This window comes from Pseudomonas sp. QC2, from assembly GCF_002859085.1.
GTDB classification, from domain to species: Bacteria; Pseudomonadota; Gammaproteobacteria; order Pseudomonadales; family Pseudomonadaceae; genus Aquipseudomonas; species Aquipseudomonas petroselini.
On record NZ_PKKS01000023.1, the window covers coordinates 367542 to 389603 of the forward strand.

Genomic DNA, 22062 nt, shown 5'->3' on the forward strand with positions numbered 1-22062 from the left:
TAACCTGTGGCGAGGGAGCTTGCTCCCGTTGGGCCGCGAAGCGGCCCCAGCTCTTTGTTTCAAAAGACTGGGACTGCTGCGCAGTCCAACGGGAGCAAGCTCCCTCGCAACAGGTACAGTGTTTGCCCTTAACTGACTGGCATTAGGGCTTGTCCCCTCCCTCATTTTGACCTTCGCCACCCTTATAAAAATAATAGGTACTTTGCGATGCACAATCAGCTTGCCAGCTTTCGCGCGGCACTCGACGCTCGTCCGGTCTCGCGCTACCAGTGGTTGATTCTTCTGTTGCTGGCACTGTTGCTGGTGACGGATGGCTATGACGCCCAGGTGTTGGGGTATGTAGTTCCAGCGTTGGCTCAGGATTGGGGGCTGGAAAAGGCCGCATTTGGGCCGGTGTTCAGCGCCAACCTGCTTGGGCTGACCTTGGGTTCGCTACTGGTCACGCCATTGGCGGATCGCTTTGGCGTACGACGCATCCTGCTTGGCTGCGTGCTGATCTACGCCAGCCTCACGGTGCTGATGGTGTTCGCCCACTCACTGACCACCTTGATGGCCGCCAGGTTTATCTGCGGTATCGGCATGGGGGGCGCCATGCCCAGTGCCATGGCGTTGATGTCGGACTACTCCCCACCGCGCCTGCGCACGTTGATGGTGACCCTGGCGGCCTGTGGCTTCTCGTTTGGTGGGGCAGCGGGTGGGTTTGTGGCGGCGGGGTTTATCGAAGGCTTCGGGTGGCAGGCAGTGTTTCTGGCGGGTGGCGTAACGCCGCTGCTGTTGTTCCCGTTTCTTGTGCGGTGGTTGCCGGAATCCTTGCCGCGCTTGCTGCGAGATGCGCCGCCGTATGCGCGGCTGCAGGCCGTGACGTCACGCATGTTGCCCGGCTGGCAAGCGCCGCCTGCGAGCGAGGCCGAGAACCAGCAGGAGCAGGGCAGCAAACTGACCGTCGTGGAGTTGTTCCGCAATGGCTATGCGCGTCCGACGCTGCTGATCTGGGCGACCTTTTTTGTCAGCTTGATCCTGCTGTATTTCATGATCAGTTGGTTGCCGTCGCTGCTGTTGGAAAGCGGGCTGGCGTTGAAAGAAGCCAACCTGGTGACGTCGATGTTCCTGTTCGCCGGCACCTTGGGGGCCATCGGCATGGCCTGGTTCGCCGACCGCTTGCAAAGCAAAGTGCGCCTCCTGTCCGGCGTGATGGCGACGGCGGCGGTGTGCACCATTCTGCTCGGTCTCAACCATGACAACCCGCGCTACCTGGTGGCCTGCGTGTTTGCGGCAGGGTTTTGCATCATCGGTGGCCAATTGACCCTCAACGCCTTTGCCAGCAATTTCTACCCGGCGCACGTACGCGCTACCGGAACGGGCTGGGCGTTGGGCGTGGGGCGGTTTGGCTCGATCCTGGGGCCGCTGTTTGGCAGCATACTGCTGGCGATGCATATCCCGGTGGAGCAGATTTTTTTCTTTTGCGCGATACCGGCGGTGATCGCGGCGTTGTTGATTATCCAGGTGCGTTCGCCTGGCGGTGTGAGGCTGAACGCCTCGCTGCCGGGCGATATTTTCAAGGCGCCGGGCAATCACTGAGCCAGCGTCAATCAGCGTGGAAGCGCTCGAGAATCGGGCGTCAGTGCACCACTGAATTGGGCGGCAAATGCCCCAGGCGCTCGGTCAGGCGCAGGCGTTGGATCGGGTCTTCGCTGAGCATCAGCGCGTGTTCCAAGTCAAAACGCTCGGCGTTGGGGCAGTCCAGGCGCTGGTACAGGCTGGCCCGTGCCAGGTAATCGGCGGCACTGGCATTGCCCAGCTCCAGCACGCGCTCGGCGTCGACCAAGGCTTCAAGCGGGGCGTCGTTGGCCAGGTGCAATTGCCGCAGGTTGCGTGACAACCGCTGCAGGATCGAACGTGGATCGGCGGTGTGCAGGTGGTCGGCCTGCAACTTGAGGTTGGGGCCGTATTGGCGTTGCAGCAGGTCACGGCAATCATTGGGGTACAGGCGTCGGCCGCCGCACGGGTCCAGAAGGTGATCGGCGCCGGGGACCCGCAGTAGAAAGTGGCCGGGGAAATTCACGCCGACCATGGGGATATCCAGGCGTCGTGCCAACTCAAGGGCGATCAGCCCCATGGCCAAGGGTTGTCCGCGTTTGCGCTGCAAGACCTTGTCCAGCAGCGCGGCAGCGGGGCGCAGTGGCGTGAACTCATCCTGGGCAAACCCCAAGTCATTCATGCGCCGCAACAACGTCTGGCCCAGTTCATCCGCCGGCACCATGGGCATGCCGAGGCTCACCTGCTGTTGCAGCAACGTCAGCTCCTGCAGGATCAGCAATGGCTGCACTGCCGGGTCATGCTCGGCGGCTATCCACAGCGCGGCTTCAAACAGCGCAGGGGGGGAGCGTTCCAGGCAGGCAAAAAAGGCTTTGCGGGGGTTCATTGCATTCTCCGGCGGATGCCCCCGTTTTAGCCTTGCTGGGAATTTTCGTCCAGTGGCTTAGGCGATAACCTGTGTGCTTATGTCGCAAGGCCTGCGAAATCGAGCGGCTTATTCCAGCGTATTTCGGCAGGTTTCTGCCGCAAGCCTATACTTGGCCCACTACCAGAAGTGATTCGGGAGCTTGACGATGTTTGCTCTCATGCACAGCACCCGCCTTGAATCGCTGCACTTGAGCGTCGACCCGGCTACCGGGCTGAAGGCGGTCATCGCCATCCATAACAGCCGCCTGGGGCCTGCTCTCGGCGGTTGTCGCTATCTCTCCTACCCCGACGACGAAAGTGCCGTGGCCGACGCTGCGCGCCTGGCCCAAGGCATGAGCTACAAGGCGGCATTGGCCGGTTTGCCGGTGGGCGGCGGTACGGCGGTGATCCTGCGCCCCGGCCATGTGGAAAACCGCGCGGCACTGTTTGAAGCATTCGGCCGTTGTATCGAGCAACTCGACGGCCGCTACATCACCGCCACCGACAGCGGCACCTCGGTGGCCGACATGGACTGCATCGCCCAGCACACCCGCTTCGTCACCAGCACCAGCGCGGCAGGCGACCCTTCGCCCCATGCCGCCATGGGCGTTTTCGCCGGCATCCGCACCACCGCCATGGCCCGCCTGGGCAGCGACAACCTAGAAGGTTTGCGCGTCGCCATCCAGGGCCTCGGTAACGTCGGTTACGCCCTGGCCGAACAACTGCACGCCGCGGGTGCCGAACTGCTGGTCAGCGACATCGACCACGGCAAGGTGCAGTTGGCCATGGAGCAACTGGGCGCGCACCCCATCGCCAACGACGCCTTGCTCAGCACCCCGTGCGACATCCTCGCGCCCTGCGGCCTCGGGGCCGTGTTCAACCGCCAGAGCGTCGGCCAACTGCGCTGCGCTGCCGTGGCCGGTTCCGCCAGTGCGCAATTGACCAACCTGCAAGTGGCTGACCAACTGGAAGGGCGCGGCATCCTCTACGCCCCTGACTACGTCATCAACTCGGGCGGCCTGATCTACGTCGCGCTCAAACACAGCGGGGCAGAACTGCCGACCATCACCGCGCACTTATCCAACATCGGCACGCGCCTCACGGAAATCTTCGCCCACGCCCAAGCCGAAAAACGCTCGCCCGCACGGGTCGCGGATGAATTGGCCGAGCGCCTGCTTTACCAATAGCCGGTTATTAAAAAGGCCCTGAATCGATGATTCAGGGCCTGTTCAATTCGGGCTTTATTCCGCCGGTGCGTTCAGCAACTCGGACAACGCGTCCGGCTGACTCTTGAACGCCTTGGCAAATACATCGCGGTTCTTCGCCATGTAGATCCCGGCTTCTTCCACCTGCTGCTCGCTCAGGGACGGCACGGCTTTTTGCAACACTTCTGCCAGCAACTCAGCGAGTTCAAGCATCTTGTCATGACGGTCAGCTTCGGCTTTATCCATGAACAAACGCTCCAGATCTCGGCTGCTGCGGTATACCACTTCGACGGCCATTCACCACCTCACATGCCTTCACGATAGTTGTCTTTCGCTACTACTGTATTCATATACAGTGAAAAGAGTAAGCCAAACCGTGGGGTTTGGGTAGCAGTTTTTTAATGTAGTCGGGAAATAGAGGTTTGCTACAACGGAAATTTCTGACAACACGGCGAGGTTGCCGGGTAATCCTACGGTGACACCCTCTTCAATGTGACCCCCAACGGGAGCAAGCTCCCTCGCCACAGGTTATGTGCCACTTAATGAATCTGTGTCTCATGTCATGCTGCCACCATCTCATTTCCCAGCCCTGGCCTTTTTTCTGCATGCAGAACAACCGTCACGTCCAACCCGCATTATCCGGTCGAGTCGACCTAAGGAAGCATCATCGTGAAAATCAACTGGGCCGAAAGGCTGCGCCAGCAAGTACATGGTCTGGCCGAGTCCCTGGGCAATCTGTTTGTCGAGTCGTTCCACTACCTGGCGCTGTTCGCCATTGGTGCGGTGACCGCGTGGGCGGCGGTGATGGAGTTTCTGGGGATGCTCGAGAATGGGCATATCAAGATCGATGACATCTTGCTGCTGTTCATCTACCTGGAATTGGGCGCGATGGTCGGGATTTATTTCAAGACCAACCACATGCCGGTGCGCTTTCTGATCTACGTGGCAATCACCGCGCTGACGCGTCTGCTGATTTCCAACGTGTCCCACCACAATCCACCCGACATCGGCATCATCTACCTGTGCGGCGGGATTCTGCTCTTGGCGTTTGCGATCCTGGTGGTGCGCTATGCGTCGTCGTCGTTCCCCTCCGTGAAGGTAGAAGGCCCGCGCCGCAAGGGCGAAGCGAGCCTGGAAACCGAGAAAGGTGAGCTTTAAAGCCCGACACTGAAGGGCAGGGGGCGGTTGGGCGGGCGCTGTAGTACTTTGTGATCGCCATCCGTCATCACCGCCAGGATTTCCATGGCGCTGTGACCCTGCTCGATGGCGATGCCGAATTGGATACTCTGCACCAGACGCTTCAGCCGCTTTGGATCATTGCGTTGTTCGGCGCTGATCATACGTTTGGCTACCACCCCTTGCTCGTTGGAGAGGGTCAGCATGATGCTGCCGTCCAGCCGCTGGATGCTCAAGTTGACACGGTATTCTGGCGTGAACGTGTCGGTGATGATCTGAAAAGGATTGTCCATGGTGCGTTACCGCCTGATAAGAACATGCAGTCATTGACGACCGGTGTCGGGTTTAGTTCGCGTCTCCTGACCACCGGCCACTCCGTCGCTGAAGCTTCACAAGATCCGTTTGCTTCAATGCTGTACAGCAAGGGGCGTGCCGTACAGAGATCTTTCAGACAGTGCGATTCCAATGTGGGAGGGGGCTTGCCCCCGATAGCAGTCTTTCCGCCGAGCATTTATTGGCTGACACACCGCCATCGGGAACAAGCCCCCTCCCACCGTTGTTTTGGGTTGCGTTTGAGATCGGTGACCTGTTTCAGGGCAGTACCGAGAAAACGATCGCAGACAGCGCAATCAACCCAATCACCACCACAAACACATTCGACAGCTGACCCGAATACTGGCGCAGAGAGGGCACGCGGCGGATCGCGTACATCGGCATCAAGAACAGCAGGCACGCGATGATCGGCCCGCCCATGGTCTCGATCATGCCCAAAATACTCGGGTTGAAAGTCGCCACGGCCCAGCAGGTCAGCACCATAAACAGCGCGGTGCAGCGTTCCAGCCATTTGGACGACATCGAACGGTTACGCCCGCGCAGGGATTTGACGATCAGGCCTTGGAAGCCTTCGCTCGCGCCGATGTAGTGACCGAGGAAGGATTTGGTGATGGCCACCAGCGCAATCAACGGCGCGGCGTAGGCGATCACCGGGGTCTGGAAGTGGTTGGCCAGGTACGACAGGATCGAGATGTTCTGGGCCTTGGCCGCTGCCAGGTCGGCCGGCGACAACGCCAGTACACAACTGAAGCAGAAGAACATCACGGTCACCACCATCATGCCGTGGGCGGTGGCGAGGATGCCGCTGCTTTTGCGCTCGGCCTGCGGGCCGTACATGCGTTTCTGGTCGACGGCGAACGCGGAGATGATCGGCGAATGGTTGAACGAAAACACCATGACCGGGATCGCCAGCCACAAGGTCTTGAAGAACATCGGCAGCGGCATGCCCTCGCTGGCAGAGGCGAAGAACGCACCGTTCCAGTTGGGGACCAGGCTCACGGCCAGCAGCAACAGGGCGGCAACGAACGGGTACACCAGCACGCTCATGGCCTTGACGATCACGCCCTGGCCGCAGCGCACAATGGCCATCAGTCCGAGGATCAGCACCAGCGACAGGATCGCCCGAGGCGGCGGGGCCATGTGCAGTTGGTGTTCCATGAAACTGCCGAGGGTGTTGGTCAGCGCCACGCTGTACACCAACAGGATCGGGAAGATCGCAAAGAAATACAGCAGGGTGATCAGTTTGCCGGCGCCGACGCCGAAGTGTTCTTCGACCACTTCGGTGATGTCGCCGGATTTGCCCGACAGCACAAAACGCGTCAGCCCACGGTGGGCGAAGAAGGTCATGGGGAAGGCCAGCAGTGCCAGCACGATCAGCGGCCAGAAACCGCCGACGCCGGCATTGATCGGCAAGAACAGGGTGCCGGCACCGATGGCGGTGCCGTAGAGGCCCAGCATCCAGGTGGTGTCGTGTTGGGTCCAGCCGGTGGTCACGGTGTTGTCTGAAACAGGATTTTCGGCAGCAGGTGTACGTACATCGGTCATCGTTATTGCCTCGTTATTATTTTTGCGCGGGCTCACGTTTGGGGCGGGTAGCAGTGCTCCGATCAGCACTCCACCCAGCTGACCGCCAGGCCGCCCCGTGAAGTTTCTTTGTATTTGTCATGCATGTCGGCACCGGTATCGCGCATGGTGCGGATCACCCGGTCGAGGGAAATGAAGTGTTTGCCGTCACCGCGCAGGGCCATTTGCGTGGCGTTGATCGCCTTGACTGCCGCGATGGCGTTGCGCTCGATGCACGGTACTTGCACCAAGCCGCCGACCGGGTCGCAGGTGAGGCCGAGGTTGTGCTCCAGGCCGATTTCGGCGGCGTTTTCCAATTGCTCGGGAGTGGCGCCGAGGATGTCGGCCAACCCCGCAGCGGCCATGGCGCAGGCCGAACCGACCTCGCCCTGGCAGCCGACTTCGGCACCGGAGATCGAGGCATTTTTCTTGCAGAGAATGCCGACAGCAGCAGCGGCCAGGAAGAAATTGACTACGTCGTCGTCAGACGCGTCGGCGTTGAACTTCATGTAGTAATGCAGCACGGCCGGGATGATCCCGGCGGCGCCATTGGTCGGTGCGGTGACCATGCGCCCGCCGGCGGCATTTTCCTCGTTGACGGCGAGGGCGAAGAGGTTGACCCATTCCATCGCCGACAAGGTTGAGGTGATCACATTCGGCTTGCCGATTTCCAGCAGGCTGCGGTGCAGTTTTGCCGCGCGGCGTGGCACGTCCAGGCCACCTGGCAGGATGCCTTCATCGCGCAGGCCTTGCTCCACGCATTCGCGCATCACCGACCAGATATGCAGCAAGCCGCTGCGGATGTCGGCGTCGCTGCGCCAAGCGCGTTCGTTGGCCATCATCAGTTCGGAAACCCGCAAGCCATGCTTGTTGCACAAGGCCAGCAGCTCCACGGCGCTGGAAAAGTCGTAGGGCAAATCAACATCGCTGGTCGGCGCAATGCCGGAGGCGGCTTCTGCCGCTTCGATGATGAAACCGCCGCCCACCGAGTAATAGGTTTGCTCACTCAACAGGCCATTTTCGCCATAGGCGTGCAGGGACATGGCGTTGGGGTGGTAGGGCAGGCTCTCGTCCAGCAGCAGGAGGTCTGTGTGCCAGTTGAAGGCAATGTCTTGTGTGCCTGCGAGTAGCAGACGGCCGGACTCGTGCAATTGCTGGATGCGGGGATTGATCGAGCTCGGATCAACCTGATCCGGCCATTCGCCCATCAGCCCCATCACGCAGGCGCGGTCGGTGGCGTGGCCGACACCGGTGGCGGACAGTGAGCCGTACAGGCGCACTTCCACGCGGCGGGTATCGGTCAGCAATTGTTGGTCGATCAGGGCTTGGGCGAAGGTCGCCGCCGCCCGCATGGGGCCGACGGTGTGGGAGCTGGAGGGGCCAATGCCCACTTTGAATAGATCAAAAACGCTGATAGCCATGCTAAAGCCTTACAAGCAATGGAGTAGAAATCGCTGCCATGTTTTGTAGAGCGAGCGGAATTGGCGCGATACTGAGCCTCTGGATCAGCACTGACCAACGAATTATCCTAAGACACACTTTAGCAGGACTAAACGCTATGACCCGGCCCCTTCATGGCCAGACGTATGTCTGGCTGCACGTTTTTTCCTGCGCTGCGCGGCATTTGTCGTTTACGCGTTGCGCCGAAGAACTGCACATCACGCCGGGTGCGGTGAGCCAGCAGATCCGCCAGCTGGAGGAGCGATTGGGTTTCCGTTTGTTTCATCGACGCGCGCGTGGGGTAGAGCTGAGTGCCGAGGGGCAGCGTTTGGCGACGACGGTGGGTGAGGCCTACGGCAGCATTGATGCCGAACTGCAGCGCTTGGACGCGGGGATGATCAGCGGCACGTTGCGGCTGCGTTCGATCCCGTCGTTTCTCGGCAAGTGGCTGACCCCGCGTTTGCCGCGCTTGCAGCAACGCTTTCCGGATATCCAATTGCGCATGGTTGCCGAGGACAGCAGCATCGCTCTGCATGAGGGCGATTTCGACCTGGCCATCGACTTGAACGACGGCAGCTACCCCGGCCTGTTATCCACAGCCTTGCTCGACGAGCAGATCTTCCCGGTGTGCGCCCCGAGCCTGCTACGCGGCAGGCCACCATTGCATGGCCCGGCCGACCTGGTGCATTTCCCGTTGCTGCACGACATCACCGCCTGGCGTGGGAGTTATGAGTACGCAGAGTGGGAGTTCTACCTGAATGCCATCGGCTATCACGACGCCGACGTGCGCCGTGGGCATACGTTCAATCGCAACCACCTGACCATCGAGGCGGCCATTGCCGGCATGGGCGTGGCCATCGCGCGGCGCACCTTGCTCAACGATGAATTGGAGCGCGGCACCTTGATCGTGCCGTTCGGCCTGGCCGTGCCCAATCACAAACGCTACGTGCTGCTCTATGCGCCGGGTGCACTGAGCCATCCGGGCGTGCGCGCGGTGCATGATTGGCTGGTGGAGGAAGCAGGGATTTTCCGCGGATTGCACCCGTTGGGAGAGGGGCAATTGTAAGGTTGGCTGAGCGTAAGAAGATGTAACCAACTCCCCACCCTAACAGCGTTTTTGCTTGTCGTCAGACTTAATTTGTAATGTGGGATTTATCTTTGCAAAGGGGTTGAATTGTTCTTCGGACTGCTCAATTGTGTAATCAAGAGGTCATGGTTTCACCACCCCGGTGTTGCAGTTTGTGACCTCTCGCGAGCTAGCTGAAATAAGGGAAGAACTATGCAAATCCAAGTCAATAGCGATAACCATATTGAAAGCAGCATCCGACTGGAGGAGTGGGTACGTACTACCATTGAGAGCACGCTCGAACGTTACGAAGAAGACCTGACCCGAGTGGAGGTCTACCTGCGGGATGAGAACGGCGACAAGCCCGGTCCCCACGATTTAAGTTGCCGCCTGGAAGCACGGCCAAAAGGCCATCAACCGCTGTCGGTACTGCACAAGGCCGATACCCTGGAACAGGCGATCGACGGTGCGGCGACCAAGCTGGACCATGCGTTGGAACATCTGTTTGGCAGACTGCAAGGCAAGCCACGCGCTGCCGGGAAAAGTCTGTCGGACACCAAGGTCAACGAAGATGAGCTTGAACAGGAGTTTCTGGAAAAAGAACGTGCTGTGTTTAACAGCTGATCACTGAGAGTTCTTTCATCCCCCACTGAACGGGCCTGCCATTGCAGGCCCGTTTTCGTTTAGTGTCCGCGCCGGAAGAAAGACCTGCTCAACCACGCCAACCCACACGCCCCCCCTCCCGCGAAGAGCATGGCCCAGCCGACGCCATGGCGCAGGGCTGCCTGGGCATCGGTGACGCTAAGGTCCATCGATGAAGCCAGTTTGCCCGCCGCAATGTTCTGGCTGATGGCCGCCCAATCCAGCACGGTGCTTTGGGGCAATACAGCAGCCAGTTGATGGCTGATCCCCAGCAACAGCACCAGCCCCATCAACGCGATGTTGAGCGCGAGGGTGATCAGCCGCGCGCTGAGGTCGATGCCCGAGGCCATGCCTGCACGGTCGGCCGAGACTGAACCGGTGGTGGTGTTGGTGGTGGGGGAGTTGGTCAGCGCCAATCCCACACCGGCCGCGATGCAACTGCTCAGCACCAGCACGATGCTTGGCTGCGCGGCAGCGTTTGCAGCGGCCATGCTCAAGAAACCTGCACCCATCAAACCTAACCCAAGAGGGATGATGCGTTCGGCGCCATAGCGCAGGGCCAGGCGTTCGGCCAGTGGCGGCACCAGCAGTGTCGGCAAGGTATAGGCGAGCAGGGCGCCGCCGGTGGTCAAGGTGTCGTAGCCCAGCCCGGCCTGGAAATACAGTGGCAGGTAGATCATGAACGGCCAGAAGCTGAAGTTCATGCCGATCGAGCCCATCAACGCGCCGTTGAAGCGCTGGATACGGAACACCGAGAAATCAAACATCGGGTGGGCGCTGCGCCGTTCGACAACGATGAACAGCAGCAGTGCGGCCACTGCCAGGCCCGCCCAGCCGAGCATGGCCGGGGTGCCAAAGCCGTGTTCGGTGCCTTGGGTGATGAAGTAGACCAGCGCGAACACCGACAGCGTCAAGGTGAGCATGCCGGCGATGTCCAGGCGATTGCCCGCCGGGTCGCGGGATTCCTGCACGCTGACGTGCAGCAGCACCAGGGTGAACACCGTGAGTGGCACGTGCACGAGAAACACCCAGCGCCAATCCGCCACCGCCAGGATCAACGCGCCCACCATCGGCCCGAAGCCCAGGCCCACGCCGGCAATCACGCCCCAGATCGCGAATGCTCGCGCCCGCGCTGCCGGTTCGCGGAACAAGTGCGACAAAATCGCGAACTGGCAAATCATCATCGCCCCGGCGCCGATGCCCTGGACGAAACGCGCGGCGATCAGCGTCGAAGCATGCTCCGCCAGCCCACAGGCCAGGGACGCTAGCCCGAACAGCCACAGGCACAGCACCAGCATGCGTCGGCGGCCAAAGCGATCGGCCAGGGTGCCGGCCGCCATCAACACGCTGGTGCAGGCCAGGGTGTAGGCATTCATGATCCATTGGGCGTCCTGGAAGCCGGTGCCCAGTTCCCTTTCAAGGGTGGGCAGGATGACCGGCACGCTGGAGATTTCCAGGCCGAACATCAGGGCGACCAGGCACACGGCGGTCAGCGCGAGACCATTTTTGGCGGTGCGCGGTGGGCTGGCGACCGATAACGTGGCAGCGGGTGGCATGGGGACTCTCCTGTCGTTGGGGTATCGGATTATTTTCAGGGGAATCTGGTTCTTTATTCGTGATAAGTTTTCCAGTAATACGGGAACCAAGAGCGACAATCGAGCCTATGACCACTCCACGTTTTGATGGCGTTGAACTCTTTCTGCAGATCGTCGAGAGCGGCAACCTGACCGAAGCCGCCGAGCGGCTGAATGTGACGCGCTCGGCAGTCGGCAAGGGCTTGGCGCGACTTGAGGCCCGCCTGGGCACGTGCCTGTTACAGCGCTCTACCCGTCGCCAACGGTTGACCGAGGACGGGCAGGCCTATTACGAGCATTGCCTGCGGGCGCTGGCGGAACTTGAGGCCGCCGAGTCCGTGCTGGAAAGCGGACGGCAACAACCTCGTGGGCGGTTGCGGGCCAGTCTGCCATTAGCGTTCGGGCACCACTATGCGGCGCCTGCGCTATGGGGGTTGATGGATAGATTTGCCGAATTGGAGATCGAGATTTCTTTCTCTGACCGGCTGATCGACGTTGCCCAGGAAGGCTTCGACCTGGCAGTACGCATTGGCGCGCTGCCCGACACCGACCGCTTGAGCGCCCGTCGCCTGGGCGAGCAGGCGATTGGCCTGTCGGCGTCACCGGCGTACTTGCAGCGCGTGGGTCAAATAGAGCGTATCGAGGACCTGGCCGGGCATCGCGGCATTGCTTATCGCTGCAGTGCCCCGCGCCTGGAGTGGGCGCTCAATGACGAGCAGGGCCGCCCACACCGTGCGCGGGTGGCCTCGCCGCTGATGATGGATGACCTCCAGGCCGTGGCCGATGCCGCCATCGCGGGCGTGGGCCTGGCCTGGTTGCCCAGTTGGCTGATCGCCCACTATGCGCTGCGTGGTCAGTTGCAAGCGGTACTGCCTGGTTACTGCGAGCAGCCCTCGCCGATCCACGTGATCTGGCCCACGGCGGCGCACATGCCGGCCAAGACGCGCTGTGCCATCGACGCGTTGGTGGCCGGCACGCCGTCGTGCCTGGCGGGCAGTTAAAACTCAGGATGAACATAGGCATTGTGGTGAGCGGGCTTGTTGTGGTGAGCGGGCTTGCCCCGCGCTGGACTGCGTAGCAGGCCCATTTTTCAGGGTCGCTGCGCAACCCGGCGCGGGGCAAGCCCACTCACCACAACAGACCTCTCACCACAGCAAGCCCCCTTGCCACAGGTTATTTGTGGCTCGAGCCGTTAGAACGCGATGGAGGTCTGCACATACACCGTGCGTGGCTCACCGACGTATTTGCCTTTGTTGTTATCGTCGAATGAACGTGTGTAGTACTGCTTGTTGAAGATGTTTTTCACTCCCACCGCCACGTTCAAATCAGACAGCTGCGGGCCGAAGTCGTAGGCGGCGCGGCTGCTGAACAGCATGTAGCCGGGGATGCGCCCGTTCGCACCGTCGGCGCTTTCGGCCTGGGTGTTGGCGTTGTCGGCGAACTGGCTGCTCTGGTAGCTGCTGTCCAGGTTGAGCTTCCAGCGGCCTTCGGTGTAGCCCACGCCGAGGGTGCCCTTGTGTTTTGACGAGAAGGGCACGCGGTTGCCTTTGTTCGGGCCGTCTTCGCGGATGGTGGCGTCCACGTAAGCGTAGCTGGCATACACATCGAACCCTGCCAGCGCCGGGCTCAAGCCGTCGAGGGCGTAGTTGATGCTGGATTCGATGCCCTGGTGACGGGTCTCACCACGGGCAATCACCGAATCATTGGTCTGGTTGCTTTCGTACTGGTTGTCGAAGTTGATCAGGAACGCGCCGATTTCCGCGCGCAGGCTGCCGTTGTCGTAGCGTGTGCCGAGTTCCCAGGTCCGCGCTTTTTCCGGTTTGACTTCGCCGCTGGTCACACGGTTGGGCATCTGGCTGTACTGCACGCTACCGAACGAACCTTCGGTGTTCGCGTAGAGGTTCCAGTCTTCGGTGAGGTGATAAAGCACGTTCAGTGCCGGCAGCGCGGTGTTGTAGTCACCCTTGTATTTAACGTTGCTCAGGTTGTTGGTTTGCTGGGACTCGATCATCTCGTAGCGAATGCCCGGGGTGATGGTCCACTTGCCGATATCAATCCGGTCATCGATGAAGAAAGCATTGGCCTCGGTGCCGCCACGGGTGTCGCGGTCATTGCGGCTGTCGGTGGTGGGGATTTGCTGGTTGGCGGCAATCGGCGTGCGGTAGCGCAGTTCGTGGCCGGCCTCGTTGATATAACGGTAGCCGACGCCCACTTCGTGGCTGGTCGGGCCCAGGTCAAAGCCTTGGGCGAAGCGCGTTTCCACGCCGCGCACCCAGTACTCGCGCGGGGACAGCGACAGGAACGTGCCTTGGTCGAGGTAGCCGCTGCGCAGCGTCTTGGTGAAGAAGCTGTTCACGGTGAATTCGCGACGGTCCTGCTCATAGCGATAGCCGACGTTGAACATCGTACGGCGGCCCCAGAACTTGTCGTAGGGACGGGTGGACTGATACGGATCGGCCTTGTAGTCCGCGACGTTCAAACCACCGGGCATATCGGCCTGGCCTTCGTAGTATTGCGCCATGGCGTTGAAGCTGTTGGCATCATCGAGCTGGTATTTACCCTTGAGGATCAAGTCGTCAATGCGCGTGTTGCTGTTCTCGCGCCAGTCGCCGCCTCGGGTGCCGGAGTACAGCAGCGCGCCGCCCAGGCCGTTGTCGGCGGTGCCGCCGGCGAGCAGGTTGCCGGTGGTCTTGAAGCCGTCGTGGCTGGAGGACGGGCTGGTTTCGGTCTGCAGGCCGCCTTTGACCGTGGGCGCATCCGGGATCGCGCGGGTCACGAAGTTGACCACGCCGCCGACGTTCTGCGGGCCGTAGCGCACAGCGCCGCCGCCGCGTACGACGTCTACCGCATTCATGTTGCCCATGCTGATCGGCGCGAATGAAAGCTGCGGCTGGCCGTAAGGCGCGAAAGGCACCGGGATGCCGTCCATCAACACTGTGGAGCGCGAGGCCAGGCGCGGGTTGAGGCCGCGAATGCCAAAGTTCAGCGCCATGTCGTGGCTGCCGGTGCCGTTGTTGTCCGGTGCGTTGACGCCGGGGATGCGGTTGAGCACGTCCTTGGCCTGGGTCGCGCCCTGACGCTCGAACTCTTCGCGGCGGATCACATCACGGGCGCCTGGGTGTTCGAATACGTTGGTTTGCGCCGCATCGCCGAGCCAGTCGCCGACCACGCTGGACGTGCCCAATTCGATACTGGCCGGTGCCGTGACCGGTTGCAGGCTGTAGGCATTGTCGCCCTCGGCGCGGGCTTGCAGGCCGGTGCCTTCCAGCAGTTTTTGCAGGCCGTCTGCGGCGCTGTAATTGCCGGACAGGCCACGGCTCTGTCTACCCGCCGTAACTTCGGAGCCGAAGGAAATCAGCACGCCCGCTTCGCGGCCAAACTGGTTCAACGCAGCTTCCAGCGATGTCGGGGCGATGTGATACGGCTTGGCATCGGCCGCCATCACCGGCGGCAGTACGGTAAGACTCAGGCTGGCGCCGAGTAGGAGTTGGCGCAAGGTGCGGGCGAGAAGCGTCGGTTGCTGGGGCATGAACAGCGGTCCTGAGAAGGAAGGATCAAGGTGGCTTTCCTTCTCTGTCACGCGAGGGGTGGAAAACGGCTCATCGGTTTTGAAATTAATCTCAGGCGCGTGCCTGCACGGTCACCCAATACCGCGTAAAACGCCTTACTTTCACCGGCAGGCTCACTTCCAGCAGGTCGAGAATGCGTTCGCTGTCATCCAGCGGGTAGCTGCCGGAGATCAGCAGGTTGGCCACCTGTGGGTCGCAATTGACCTGGCCACGACGATAACGGCCCAGTTCGCCGAGGAAATCTTCCAGGCGCATGTGGGATGCGACCAGCATGCCGTCGGCCCAGGCGCCGCTGTTGGCGTCGGTGGGGCGCGGGGTGTCCCAGCCTTTGCGGGTGAAGTTGACCTGCCTCGCAGCCTCGACCGTCAGCGGCAGGCCGCTGTAGGTGTTGGGCATCACCTCGGCGCGGCCATCGAAGACCGTCAGTTGGGTGTGATCGTTGAATTGGCGCACATTCAAGCGCGCCGCCTGGCTGGTGAGCAGGCCCTGGCCGGTCAAGACATTCAGCGGCGTATTGCCTGCGAGGCTGGTCAGCAGGATCTCGCCTTCAAGCAGGCGGATCAGCCGCTGCCGGCCATCGAAATGCACGTCTACCGCGCTGCCGGTATTGAGCTGCAATTGGCTGCCATCGGCCAATTGCACCTGGCGACGCTGGCCGACGGGGCTACGATAGTCGGCGGTCAGCGGCGGCAGGATATGTTGCTGGCGCAGGCTCCAGGCGGCGGCCGAACCGGCACCGAGGACCAACAGTAATTTGAGGGCCTGGCGGCGGCTGGTGGAGGTCGGCGCATTCAATGCGGCATGGGCCAGGGGCGAGGGCATGCCGCGCATGCGCTGATTCACGCGCTGCATATGGTCCCACGCGCGCTGGTGTTCGCTGTGGGCGTTCAGCCACTGCTGCCAGGCCGCTTGCTGGCGAGGGTTGAGCGCGCCTTGCTGCATTTCCATCAGCCAGTGCACGGCTTGTTCGGCGACTTGAGTGGAGAAATTCATAGGGCGAAATAGCAGCGCATGGCCGCTTTGTTCAGGTGGCGTTTGACGGTGGCGATGGAGATGCCCAGTTCAGCGCCGATTTGTGCGTAGGTCAGGCCATCCAGCTGGGCCAGCAGGAAAGCGCGTTTGACCTGCACGGGCAGGCCGTCGAGCAGCTGATCCAGCTCCACCAGGGTTTGCAGGATGATTGCGTGTTCTTCTTCCGACGGCGCGACGTGCTCGGGCATGTGCGCCAAGGCGTCGAGGTAGGCGCGTTCCAGGTCCTGGCGGCGGTAGAAGTTGAACAGCACGCGCTTGGCGACGGTGGTGAGAAACGCACGGGGCTCGATCAACGGGGGCGTTTCCCGTGCGGTGAGTACGCGAATGAAGGTGTCCTGTGCCAGGTCGGCGGCACTTTCCGGGCAGCCGAGCTTGCGTCGCAACCAGCCGGTGAGCCAGCGGTGGTGGTCGTTGTACAAAACTTCGACGGTGTTGGACGGGCTCAACGGGGACACTCCACAAGCATCGCCATGCTTTAGAGAACAAGAATTGTTCGCATTGTAGGGTGCGTGAGCGGCTTCGGCAATCCACCTGCGCAGGTGATTCATCCGTTCTGTTTTGCTTATGAGAATATTTATCATTAATATTGCGTACTGATGAACCTGGCGCTTCCCGCATGAAAAGCAAAACCTCGCTGCCTGTCTCCTATCGTCTTGCTGTGACCTCGCGCGTGCTGGCTGCCGTGGTGGGGGGGTACCTGATGGCTTCCCTGGCCAGTATCTGCCTGGCGCTGTGGATGCCTATTTCCCGTGCTGACGCAGTGATCACCGGGATGATGAGTTCGTTCGTGTTCTATCTGCTGGCCGTGCTCTGGTGTTTCGCCTGCCGCAGTGCCGCGCGCGCCTGGTTGGGTGTGATGCTGCCGAGCGCGGCTTTCGCCACGTTGGCGGGTGTGGGGTTCTGGATGGCACGCACATGAAAGAGGGCTTTCGCCAGGCCATGGCTTGGCTGCACACCTGGGCTGGGCTGATCTTTGGCTGGCTGCTGTTTGCGATTTTCCTGACCGGCACCTTGGCGTATTTCAAGGACGAAATCAGTCATTGGATGCAGCCTGAAGTACAGGCCCATCCGCTCGACGACACGCGCAGCCTCACGGTGGCACAGGCGTATCTGCAGCAGCAGGCACCGAATGCCGCGCGCTGGTTCATCACCTTGCCCGACAGCCGCGATCCTGGCCTGTCGGTGATGTGGCAAGACAAGGTCGACCCCGGCAAGCGCGGTAATTTCATCCAGAAAACCCTCGACCCAGTCAGCGGCCAGGCCGTGCAGGCCCGTGAAAGCATGGGCGGCGAGTTCTTCTATCGCTTCCATTTCCAGCTGCAGATGCCTCACCCGTGGGGCCGTTGGCTGTCGACCATTGCCGCGATGGTGATGTTTGTCGCGCTGATCACCGGCATCATTACCCACAAGAAAATCTTCAAGGACTTCTTCACCTTCCGCCCCCGCAAAGGCCAACGCTCCTGGCTCGACGGGCATAATGCGGTGGGCGTGCTGGTGCTGCCATTCCATTTGATGATTACCTACAGCAGCCTGGTGATCTTCATGAGCATGGTGATGCCGGCGCCGATTCTGGCTTCTTATGGCAACGACACCCGCGCCTTTTTCAGCGAGGTGTTCCCCAATACCAACAACGCGCCGGCCTTGGGCCAGCCAGGCACATTGCGGCCGCTGGTGCCGATGTACGAACAGGCACGGGCGCAGTGGGACGGTGGGCATGTGGGGCGCGTGGCGGTGAATAATCCCAGCGATGTAAACGCCTCGGTCAATGTGTTCCGCGCAGGTTCCGACAGCGTGGTGCACGATTTCGGCAGCACCGTTTCCTTCAACGGCAGCACCGGTGAGCTGTTGCGGGTGAGTGGCGGGCAGTCACTGCCGGCGGACATCGGCGGCAGTTTCTACGGCCTGCACATGGGCCATTTCGCCGGTCCGGTCCTGCGCTGGTTGTACTTTATCTGTGGCTTGGCGGGCACGGCGATGATCGGCACCGGGCTGGTGATCTGGCTCGGCAAACGCCAGCTCAAACACGCTAAAGCCGCGGTCATGCCGTTTGAACTGCGCTTGGTGGAAGTACTCAACATCGCCAGCATGTCCGGGCTGATGATCGCCATCGCGGTGTTTTTCTGGGCGAACCGTCTGCTCCCGGTGAGCTTCGCCGAGCGTTCCGACTGGGAAGTGCAAACCTTCTTTATCGCCTGGGGCCTGAGCCTGTTGCACGCCATCCTGCGGCGCGGGCGACAGGGTTGGGTCGAGCAGTTAAGCGTCGGCGCGCTGCTGTTTATCGCCATTCCGCTGCTCAATGCATTGACGACCTCGCACCACCTTGGCGTTTCGCTGGCCACCGGCGATTGGGCCATGGCCGGCTTCGACCTGACCTGCCTGGCCAGCGGTGTGTTTCTCGCCTGGGCCGCCTGGAAGATGCAGCATCGCACCGCGCCTGCGCCCAAGGCTGAACGCGCACGCCCGTTGACGCTCAAGCAGGAGACCAACTGAATGCTGCTCGCTCTGCTGATGTGCTACGCCGGGTTCACGGCGCTGTGCTTGTCCACTGACCGTCACCACGGCGAACTGCTGCACAGCAAACCCTCGCCCCGGCGGCGCCTGGGGTTGCGTGTGACCGGCTGGTTGCTGCTGACGCTGTCGATCTGGCCGGCGGTGAGTGTCGTCGGTTGGGGGCAGGGCCTGGTGGAGTGGTGCGCCGTGTTGATGCTCAGCGCGCTGCTGTTGGTGCTGTTGTTGCCGTATCGGCCAAGGCTGGCCTTGATCCTGGCAGGCGTCGGCCTGCTGGCCAGCCCGGTTGCGGCGTTTGCCATCCTTTGAGCCCACCTTGATGATCAGCACCCCACCCGAATCCCAGGACAGCCAGCACGCTGACGCGGCCGGTGGGCGTGCGCATTTCCTGCAGGTGTTCTTGTCCCAGCGTTCGCAGATGGAAGCCCTGGTAAGTCGACGCGTGGGGTGCCGCGCCACGGCGGCTGACCTGGTGCAGGACCTGTTCCTGCGCTTCTGGCGCCGGCCGCTGGTGCAGGTTGAAGAACTCAGCACCTACCTGTTGCGCTGCGCCGGCAACATCGCTATCGACCACCTGCGCAGCGAAGGCGCACGGGTGCGCAGCAGCGAAGGCTGGCGGCCCGAACAGCAAGACAACCAGGGCTCCGAACCCCAGGCGGCGCTGGAGGCAGGCAACGATCTGCGCCACGTCGAAGCGGCCCTGCGCAGCTTGCCCGAGCGCACGCGGCAGATTTTCCTGCTCAACCGCATCCACGGCCGCAAGTACGCCGAAATCGCCAAGGCCATGGGCCTGTCCCAAAGTGCCGTGGAAAAACATATGATGCGTGCCCTCGAAGCCTGCAAAGCCAGCCTTCGCGAACCTTCATCCCCCCGCACGCCAGGGAAAGCACCGTGAACGTCACCCCCACGCCCGCCCAGGAGCAAGCCGCACTGGCCTGGCTGAGCCTGCTGCACGACCAGCCCAGCAGCGGCGACCAGGCTACGTTCAGCCAGTGGCTGCGGGCCGACCCTGCGCACGTCGCGGCCTATTCCCAGGCGCAGGTGCTGTGGGAGTTGAGCGAAGTACCGGCGCGCAAGTTGGCGGGCGAGGAGGCGTTGGCATTGCAGGGCTACCTTAACGCCATGCATGCCTCAAAGCGTTCGCGGGTGGTGCGCTGGTCCGGGGCGCTGGCCATGGCCGCGTGCCTGGTGGTGATGATGTCGATGGGCGCCGGTTGGCAGCCGTCGCGCTGGGTCGATGACTTTGGCGCGGACTATGTGACGGCGCCCGGAGAAATCAAAACCGTCACCCTGGCCGACAAGTCCCAAATCACCCTCGATGCCGACAGCGCCATTGCTGTGGATTTCAACCATGGCGAACGGCATATCCAACTGCGTCGGGGCGCGGGTTTTTTCAGCGTGACCCACACCGGTGAGTCCTTCGTCGTGGCGGCGGGCAGTGGCGAAGCGCGGGTGCTGGGCACACAGTTTGAAGTCCGTCTGCAACCGGCAGGCGCCCAGGTAACGGTGTTGTCCGGGCGGGTTGGCGTGACGCCGTCAACGCAGGGCCAGCAGCAGATTCTTACGGCGGGCCAGCAAGTGGCCTACACCGATGGCATCGCCGATCAGATGCACGCGGTCGACAGCGAATCACGCCTGGCCTGGCGCGACGGCTGGCTCAACTACTACAAGGCGCCGCTGGCCGACGTGGTCAAGGACCTGGAGCGTTATTACCCTGGTCGCATCCTGTTGCTCAATGACGAGATGGGCGCCAAGCGCGTCAGTGGCAGCTTCCCGAGCCAGGATCCGCAGGCGGTGCTGAATGCATTGCAGGCGGTACTGGGTTTTGAACAGCACCATGTGCTGGGGCGAATGATCGTGGTGCGCTGATTACTTCAGCGCCGCCATGATTTTCTCCGGGCTGTAGTCGCGAATCAGCGTGCCGTTCACGTCCACGAACGGAATCCCGCCGCCGCCCAGCGCCTCGTACGCCTTGCGCGCCTGAGCGTCCTTCTCGATATCGAACGCCTGGTAGGGAATGCCTTTCTGGTCCAGGAACCGGCGGATCTGTTTGCAGTACCCACACCATTCGGTGGAATAGAGCACGACGCGCGCCGACGTGCGCACGTGCTCCGGCACCCCTTGCGAGGGGTTGAACACCCGCTCGATCTTGCCCCAGTTCTGGATCACCACCACGACCAGCAACACCAGCAGGACTTTCTTGAAAACCCCGCCCAGCATCAGTTGCGGCGCTTGAGCTGATCGGTCAGTTGGGTTGGCAGGCCCTTGATGATCAAGGTGCCGGCGGCTTCGTCGTACTCGATCTTGTCGCCCAGCAGGTGCGCTTCAAAGCTGATGGACAAGCCCTCGGCGCGGCCGGTGAAGCGGCGGAACTGGTTGAGGGTACGCTTATCGGCAGGGATCTCCGGCGACAGGCCGTAGTCCTTGTTGCGGATATGGTCGTAGAAGGCTTTTGGCCGATCTTCATCGATCAATCCGGAGAGCTCTTCCAGGCCCATCGGTTCACCGAGCTTGGCCTGGCTGCTGGCGTAGTCCACCAGGGTCTTGGTTTTCTCGCGGGCGGACTCGTCCGGCAGGTCTTCGCTTTCGACGAAGTCGCTGAAGGCCTTGAGCAGGGTGCGGGTCTCGCCCGGGCCGTCGACGCCTTCCTGGCAGCCGATGAAGTCGCGGAAGTATTCCGAAACCTTCTTGCCGTTCTTGCCCTTGATAAAGGAAATGTACTGCTTGGACTGCTTGTTGTTCTGCCACTCGGACACGTTGATGCGTGCCGCCAGGTGCAGCTGACCGAGGTCCAGGTGACGCGAGGGGGTCACATCCAGCTCGTCGGTCACCGCCACGCCTTCGCTGTGGTGTAGCAGGGCGATGGCCAGGTAGTCGGTCATGCCCTGTTGATAGTGGGCAAACAGCACGTGGCCGCCGGTGGAGAGGTTGGACTCTTCCATCAGCTTCTGCAGGTGCTCGACAGCGGTGCGGCTGAAGGTGGTGAAATCCTGCCCACCCTCGAAATACTCCTTCAACCAGCCGCTGAACGGGTGCGCACCGGACTCGGCATGGAAGAAACCCCAGGCCTTGCCTTGTTTGGCGTTGTAGCTCTCGTTGAGGTCGGCAAGCATGTTCTCGATGGCGGCCGACTCGGCAAGCTCGGAGTCGCGGGCATGGAGAACTGCAGGTGTGCCGTCGGGTTTTTTGTCGATCAGGTGGACGATGCAGTGACGGATCGGCATAGGCTTCTCGGCTGGTTGATAGGGGAGCGGTTGGCCTCCCCGAAAAGTCGCCAAGTGTACCGCACCATTGGCCAGGACGTGCTTCGAAGGGTGTTTCGAGCACCCTCCGACGGGCCATATGCCTTTTTTTCACGGTTTAGAGCGATAAAGCTGACCAAATGGGTAGGTAGAAGCGGATATTTCCCCGTCTCTGTGCTAGTTTTGCCCCGTCTTACGCCAAGTCTCGGCGATAAGCGTGCATTCAGCATCTGTCAGGTCGAACCAATCCCCGTTTCAAGCATCTATAAC

At 61.6% G+C, this 22062-nt stretch carries 22 protein-coding genes; 11 read left to right on the forward strand and 11 right to left on the reverse strand.

Going from position 1 to position 22062, the window contains the following annotated elements; translation table 11 throughout:
* Positions 1 to 207: 207 nt before the first annotated feature.
* Complete coding sequence (locus QCBJ_RS22480; protein WP_102061626.1) at positions 208 to 1578, forward strand: aromatic acid/H+ symport family MFS transporter; 1371 nt, start codon at positions 208 to 210, stop codon at positions 1576 to 1578.
* Between the two features lie 40 nt (positions 1579 to 1618).
* Here QCBJ_RS22480 and QCBJ_RS22485 read toward each other — a convergent pair whose 3' ends face one another.
* Positions 1619 to 2422 (reverse strand): SirB1 family protein, encoded by an 804-nt coding sequence (locus QCBJ_RS22485; protein WP_012722372.1) that lies wholly within the window; start codon positions 2420 to 2422, stop codon positions 1619 to 1621.
* Positions 2423 to 2609: 187 nt separating this feature from the next.
* Here QCBJ_RS22485 and QCBJ_RS22490 point away from each other — a divergent pair, with 187 nt between their 5' ends.
* The gene (locus QCBJ_RS22490; protein ID WP_043204825.1) at positions 2610 to 3629 is read left to right on the forward strand and encodes a Glu/Leu/Phe/Val dehydrogenase dimerization domain-containing protein; all 1020 of its coding nucleotides are present in this window, start codon (positions 2610 to 2612) and stop codon (positions 3627 to 3629) included.
* Positions 3630 to 3683: 54 nt separating this feature from the next.
* Here the strand turns inward: QCBJ_RS22490 and QCBJ_RS22495 are convergent, their stop codons facing one another.
* Complete coding sequence (locus QCBJ_RS22495; RefSeq protein WP_012722374.1) at positions 3684 to 3944, reverse strand: YebG family protein; 261 nt, start codon at positions 3942 to 3944, stop codon at positions 3684 to 3686.
* Positions 3945 to 4316: 372 nt separating this feature from the next.
* Here QCBJ_RS22495 and QCBJ_RS22500 point away from each other — a divergent pair, with 372 nt between their 5' ends.
* Positions 4317 to 4805, forward strand: a complete 489-nt coding sequence (locus QCBJ_RS22500) for a phosphate-starvation-inducible protein PsiE (protein WP_012722375.1) — start codon at positions 4317 to 4319, stop codon at positions 4803 to 4805.
* Here the strand turns inward: QCBJ_RS22500 and QCBJ_RS22505 are convergent.
* From QCBJ_RS22505 to QCBJ_RS22515, 3 genes are all read right to left on the reverse strand, one after another.
* Positions 4802 to 5116: a DUF3509 domain-containing protein gene (locus tag QCBJ_RS22505; protein WP_012722376.1), complete on the reverse strand. Its 315-nt coding sequence runs from the start codon at positions 5114 to 5116 to the stop codon at positions 4802 to 4804. The genes QCBJ_RS22500 and QCBJ_RS22505 overlap by 4 nt on opposite strands.
* A gap of 298 nt (positions 5117 to 5414) precedes the next feature.
* Positions 5415 to 6701, reverse strand: a complete 1287-nt coding sequence (locus QCBJ_RS22510; RefSeq protein WP_102061627.1) for a serine/threonine transporter — start codon at positions 6699 to 6701, stop codon at positions 5415 to 5417.
* 62 nt (positions 6702 to 6763) lie between these two features.
* On the reverse strand, positions 6764 to 8140 hold the full coding sequence (locus QCBJ_RS22515; RefSeq protein WP_046034377.1) for an L-serine ammonia-lyase: 1377 nt from the start codon (positions 8138 to 8140) through the stop codon (positions 6764 to 6766).
* A 137-nt stretch (positions 8141 to 8277) separates the two neighbouring features.
* Between QCBJ_RS22515 and QCBJ_RS22520 the strand changes: the two genes are divergently transcribed.
* On the forward strand, positions 8278 to 9225 hold the full coding sequence (locus QCBJ_RS22520) for a LysR substrate-binding domain-containing protein (protein ID WP_012722379.1): 948 nt from the start codon (positions 8278 to 8280) through the stop codon (positions 9223 to 9225).
* Positions 9226 to 9438: 213 nt separating this feature from the next.
* On the forward strand, positions 9439 to 9849 hold the full coding sequence (locus QCBJ_RS22525; RefSeq protein ID WP_012722380.1) for an HPF/RaiA family ribosome-associated protein: 411 nt from the start codon (positions 9439 to 9441) through the stop codon (positions 9847 to 9849).
* 59 nt (positions 9850 to 9908) lie between these two features.
* Here the strand turns inward: QCBJ_RS22525 and QCBJ_RS22530 are convergent, their stop codons facing one another.
* The gene (locus QCBJ_RS22530) at positions 9909 to 11423 is read right to left on the reverse strand and encodes an MFS transporter (RefSeq protein WP_102061628.1); all 1515 of its coding nucleotides are present in this window, start codon (positions 11421 to 11423) and stop codon (positions 9909 to 9911) included.
* Between the two features lie 107 nt (positions 11424 to 11530).
* Here QCBJ_RS22530 and QCBJ_RS22535 point away from each other — a divergent pair, with 107 nt between their 5' ends.
* Positions 11531 to 12442: a LysR family transcriptional regulator gene (locus QCBJ_RS22535; protein WP_102061629.1), complete on the forward strand. Its 912-nt coding sequence runs from the start codon at positions 11531 to 11533 to the stop codon at positions 12440 to 12442.
* A gap of 191 nt (positions 12443 to 12633) precedes the next feature.
* Here QCBJ_RS22535 and fecA read toward each other — a convergent pair whose 3' ends face one another.
* The 3 genes from fecA to QCBJ_RS22550 all read right to left on the reverse strand — a co-directional run bounded on the left by fecA (position 12634) and on the right by QCBJ_RS22550 (position 16488).
* A complete protein-coding gene (gene fecA / locus QCBJ_RS22540) occupies positions 12634 to 14970 on the reverse strand; it encodes a TonB-dependent Fe(3+) dicitrate receptor FecA (RefSeq protein WP_102061630.1) in 2337 nt (778 codons plus the stop codon).
* 91 nt (positions 14971 to 15061) lie between these two features.
* Positions 15062 to 16003, reverse strand: a complete 942-nt coding sequence (locus tag QCBJ_RS22545) for a FecR domain-containing protein (RefSeq protein ID WP_102061631.1) — start codon at positions 16001 to 16003, stop codon at positions 15062 to 15064.
* Positions 16000 to 16488 (reverse strand): sigma-70 family RNA polymerase sigma factor, encoded by a 489-nt coding sequence (locus QCBJ_RS22550; protein WP_102061632.1) that lies wholly within the window; start codon positions 16486 to 16488, stop codon positions 16000 to 16002. Before QCBJ_RS22550 ends, QCBJ_RS22545 begins: the two co-directional genes overlap by 4 nt.
* Before the next feature lie 170 nt (positions 16489 to 16658).
* On the opposite strand from QCBJ_RS22550, the gene QCBJ_RS22555 reads away from it, so the two are divergent.
* From QCBJ_RS22555 to QCBJ_RS22575, 5 genes are read left to right on the forward strand one after another with little or no spacing between them, the layout of a single operon-like run.
* On the forward strand, positions 16659 to 16961 hold the full coding sequence (locus QCBJ_RS22555; RefSeq protein WP_102061633.1) for a DUF3649 domain-containing protein: 303 nt from the start codon (positions 16659 to 16661) through the stop codon (positions 16959 to 16961).
* Complete coding sequence (locus tag QCBJ_RS22560; RefSeq protein ID WP_102061634.1) at positions 16958 to 18532, forward strand: PepSY domain-containing protein; 1575 nt, start codon at positions 16958 to 16960, stop codon at positions 18530 to 18532. Before QCBJ_RS22555 ends, QCBJ_RS22560 begins: the two co-directional genes overlap by 4 nt.
* Positions 18533 to 18859 (forward strand): DUF3325 domain-containing protein, encoded by a 327-nt coding sequence (locus tag QCBJ_RS22565; RefSeq protein WP_093542077.1) that lies wholly within the window; start codon positions 18533 to 18535, stop codon positions 18857 to 18859. It abuts the gene before it with no gap.
* A 7-nt stretch (positions 18860 to 18866) separates the two neighbouring features.
* Positions 18867 to 19445 (forward strand): RNA polymerase sigma factor, encoded by a 579-nt coding sequence (locus QCBJ_RS22570; protein WP_177410677.1) that lies wholly within the window; start codon positions 18867 to 18869, stop codon positions 19443 to 19445.
* The gene (locus tag QCBJ_RS22575; protein WP_102061636.1) at positions 19442 to 20419 is read left to right on the forward strand and encodes a FecR family protein; all 978 of its coding nucleotides are present in this window, start codon (positions 19442 to 19444) and stop codon (positions 20417 to 20419) included. Before QCBJ_RS22570 ends, QCBJ_RS22575 begins: the two co-directional genes overlap by 4 nt.
* Here QCBJ_RS22575 and QCBJ_RS22580 read toward each other — a convergent pair whose 3' ends face one another.
* Both QCBJ_RS22580 and yejK read right to left on the reverse strand, forming a co-directional pair.
* Positions 20420 to 20770, reverse strand: a complete 351-nt coding sequence (locus QCBJ_RS22580; protein WP_064054842.1) for a glutaredoxin family protein — start codon at positions 20768 to 20770, stop codon at positions 20420 to 20422. It abuts the gene before it with no gap.
* On the reverse strand, positions 20770 to 21774 hold the full coding sequence (yejK, locus tag QCBJ_RS22585) for a nucleoid-associated protein YejK (RefSeq protein ID WP_012722392.1): 1005 nt from the start codon (positions 21772 to 21774) through the stop codon (positions 20770 to 20772). Before yejK ends, QCBJ_RS22580 begins: the two co-directional genes overlap by 1 nt.
* Positions 21775 to 22062: the final 288 nt, after the last annotated feature.